Below are 4,148 nucleotides of genomic sequence, written 5' to 3' on the forward strand. Positions count from 1 at the left end.
GAGCTCTCCCAACTGCTGCCCGGGTACATGATCCCCGCGTCCTGGACCGTCCTGCCCGCCATGCCGCTCACCCCCAACGGCAAGCTCGACCGCAAGGCCCTGCCCAAGCCCGAGATCGGCGAGCAGGACGCCGTCCGCGGCCCCCGCACCGAGCGCGAGCGCGTCCTCTGCGACATCCTCGCCGAGGTGCTCGGCACCGGCCGGGTCGGCATCGACGAGGACTTCTTCGCCCTCGGCGGCGACAGCATCCGCTCCATCCAGGTGGTCAGCCGCGCCCACCGGGCCGGTCTCACCCTCACCACCCGCGACATCTTCACCCACAAGACCGCCGCCGCCCTGGCCCGGGTCGCGGGCGGGGCGGAGCCCAAGGCCGCGGCCGACCCCGCCGAGGACGCGGGCGGCACCGGCCCGTACGAACTCACGCCGATCATGGGCCAGTTGCACGACGACACCCACAGCCTCACCGGCCCGGTCGTCAAGTACAGCCAGCACGTCGTCGTCCGGGTCCCCGCCACCCTGGACGCCGACCTGCTCGACGCCGCCCTGCACACCCTGGTCGACCACCACGACGCGCTGCGCACCCGGGCCACCGAACCGGCCCCGGGCCTGTGGCACCTGGAGGCGCTGGCGCCCGGCGCACTCGCCGGCGTCCGCCTGGTCGCCACCGCCGAGAACGGCGGCGCCGACGACCACGACGCCCTCGGCTTCGCCGAGCGGCAGGCCGCCGCCGCCCGCGCCCGGCTCGACCCCGCCGCCGCCGTGATGATCCAGGCCGTGCTGATCGGCGCGGCGCCCGGCGCCGACACCGCCCTGCTGGTGCTCTCCGCCCACCACCTGGTCATCGACGGCGTGTCCTGGCGCATCCTGCTGCCCGACCTCGCCGCCGCCTGCGAGGCGCTGACCGCCGGCCGCACCCCCGCCCTCGACCCGGTCGGCACCTCCTACCGCGCCTGGTCGCAGCTGCTCGCCGCACAGGCCCGCACCCAGGTCCGCGGACCGGAACTCGCCCTCTGGCAGTCGATCCTGACCGGCCCCGACCCGCTGGTCGGCACCCACCGGCTCGACCCCGGGACGGACGTCTACGGCACCCAGCGCACCCTGCGCCTGGAGCTCGGCCCCGAGGTCACCGGCCCGCTGCTCACCGACGTCCCCGCGGCCTTCCACGCCGAGGTCAACGACGTCCTGCTGACCGGCCTCGCCCTCGCCGTCGCCGACTGGCGCCGCCGGCACGGCCACGCCGAGTACGCGCAGACCCTGATCGAGCTGGAGGGCCACGGCCGCGAACAGCTCAGCGACACCCTCGACCTGTCCCGCACCGTCGGCTGGTTCACCAGCGCCTTCCCGATGCGCCTCGACCCCGGCACCCTCGACTGGGACGAGCTCTGGGCCGGCGGCCCCGCCCTCGGCGCCGCCCTCAAGCGGATCAAGGAGCAGCTGCGCGCGCTGCCCGACCGCGGCGTCGGCTACGGCCTGCTGCGCTACCTCAACCCGCACGCCGCCCGCGCCCTGGCCGGCCACCACAAGCCGCAGATCGGCTTCAACTACATGGGCCGCTTCGACGCCCGCGAGGCCGGCCTCTGGGAGCCGGCCGGCGGCGACGGCGTGGTCGGCACCGGTGCGCACCCCGGCATGCCGCTGCCGCACCTGCTCGACGTCACCCCGGCCACCGAGGACCGGCACGACGGCCCGCACCTGATCGCCAACTGGTCCTGGGCCGGCCGCACCGTCGCCGAGGAGGACGCCCAGGACGTCGCCGACACCTGGTTCCGCGCCCTGGCACTGCTCGCCCGGCACGCCACCGCCCCCGAGGCCGGCGGCCGCACCCCCTCCGACCTGCCGCTGGTCAGCCTGACCCAGGACGAGATCGAGGAGTACGAGGCCGAGCTCGCCCAGGCCGGCACCGCCCTCGCCGACGTCCTGCCGCTCACCCCGCTCCAGCAGGGCATGCTCTTCCACGCCGACTACGACACCGCCGCCGAGGGCGGCGCGGACGCGGTCGACGTCTACACCCTGCAGATCGTCGCGGACATCGAGGGCGACCTCGACGCCGCCGCCCTGCGCGCCGCCGGGCAGGCCCTGCTCGACCGGCACCCCAACCTGCGCGCCTCCTTCCGCGCCCGGGCCACCGGCGAGCCGGTCCAGGTCGTCCCGCAGCACGCCGAACTCCCCTGGCTGGACGCCGACCTGACCGACCTGCCGGAGCCCGCCCGGGCCGCCGAGCTGGACCGGATCACCGAGGCCGAGCGCACCCGCCGCTTCGACCTCGCCGCCCCGCCGCTGCTGCGCTTCGCGCTCGTCACCACCGGCGAGGGCCGGCACCGGTTCATCTGGACCAGCCACCACATCCTGGTCGACGGCTGGTCGATGCCGCTGCTCGTCCGCGAGCTGTTCGCGCTCTGCGCCCCCGGCGCGGACGTCGCACTGCTGCCCGACCCGGCCCCGTACCGCTCGTACCTGGCCTGGCTGACCGCGCAGGACCGCACCGCGGCCCGGGCGGCCTGGCACGAGGTGCTGGCCGACGTCGACGAGCCCACCCTGCTCGTCCCCGCCGACCCGGGCCGCCTCCCGGCACTGCCCGACGCGGTGCTCGCCGAGGTGCCCCGCGAGCTGACCGCCGCGCTGACCGGCTGGGCCCGCACCCAGGGCCTGACCCTCAACACCGTGGTGCAGGGCTGCTGGGCACTGCTGCTCGGCCGGCTCACCGGCCGCCAGGACGTCGTGTTCGGCGCCGTCACCTCCGGCCGCCCGGCCGAGGTCCCGGACGTCGAGTCGATGATCGGCATGTTCCTCACCACCGTGCCGGTCCGGGCCCGCCTGCACCCCGGCGCCACCCTCGCCGAACTGCTGCACGCCCTCCAGGACCAGCAGACCGCGCTGCTCCCGCACGAGCACCTCGGGCTCGCCGCGATCCACCAGGCCGCCGGCCTGTCCGGCGAGGTCTTCGACACCGTGGTGCTGTTCGAGAACTTCCCGCTGGACGAGAACGGCCTCGACACCGGCCTCGCCGACGGTCCGCGCGTCGTCCACGCCGAGGCCCGGGACGCCCGGCACCACCCGCTGAGCATGGTGGTCCACCCCGGCGACACCCTGCACCTGCGGCTGGACTACAACCCGGACCTGTTCGGCAGGGCCGAGGTCGAGCGGGTCGCGGCGATCTTCCAGCACCTGCTGCGCACCGTCGCCGACCGGCCCGACCTGCCGCTCGCCCGGATCGACGTGACCGCCCCGGCGGACCTCACCGGCACCGGCACCCCCGGCGAACTGGGCGGACTGCTCGGCGCCTGGGACCCGTCGATCCCCGAGGAGAGCCTCGGCGTCGTCGAGCGGGTGCGCGCGGTGGCCGCCCGCACCCCCGAGGCGACCGCCGTCACCGACGGCGCCGGATCGCTGACCTACCGGGAACTCGTCGAGGCGGCCGGCGGGTTGTCCGCGGGCCTCGTCGAGGCCGGGGTCACCACCGGTTCGGTGGTCGCGATGGTCGCCGAGCCCGGCGTCCCGTTCATCACCGGCGTGCTGGGCGTCCTCGGCGCCGGCGGCGCCTACCTGCCGCTCGACCCGGCCGCCCCGGCCGCCCGCAACACCGGGCTGCTGGAGGACGGCGGCGCCCGCCACCTGCTGGTCGGCGCCGGGTACGAGGCACCGGCCGCGGAGTTCGCCGCCGCCGTCCAGGGCGAGCCGGTCACCGTCATCGGCCTGGAGCAGGCCGCCACCGCGCGGGCCCTGCCGGAGTGCGCGGGCACCGGGCTGGATCTGGCGTACGTGATGTTCACCTCCGGCTCCACCGGCAAGCCCAAGGGCGCCATGGTGCAGCGCTCGGGGATGATGAACCACCTCTGGGCGAAGGTCGGCGACCTGGACCTGGCCGCCGGGGAGGGCGTCGTCCAGAACGCCCCGCTCACCTTCGACGTGTCGGTGTGGCAGATGCTCGCCCCGCTGGTCGTGGGCGGCACCGTCCGCGTCTCGGGGACGGAGATGGCCGCCGACCCCGACGCGCTGTTCGGCATGGCCCGGGACGAGCGGATCGCTGTCCTGGAGGTCGTCCCCTCGCTGCTGCGCGCCGCGCTGGACGCCTGGGACACCGAGGGCGACGCGCCCCAACTGCCGGACCTGCGCTGGCTGATGGTCACCGGCGAGGCCCTGCCCGCCGA

At 75.9% G+C, this 4,148-nt stretch carries 1 protein-coding gene; it reads left to right on the forward strand.

Translation table 11 applies throughout. The features are described 5' to 3' along the window. Positions 1-4,148 (forward strand): condensation domain-containing protein (locus P3T27_RS40780; protein ID WP_280686436.1); only part of this gene is annotated, 4,148 nt, incomplete at both ends.

The sequence above is a fragment of the Kitasatospora sp. MAA19 genome (assembly GCF_029894125.1).
Classification (GTDB): domain Bacteria; phylum Actinomycetota; class Actinomycetes; order Streptomycetales; family Streptomycetaceae; genus Kitasatospora.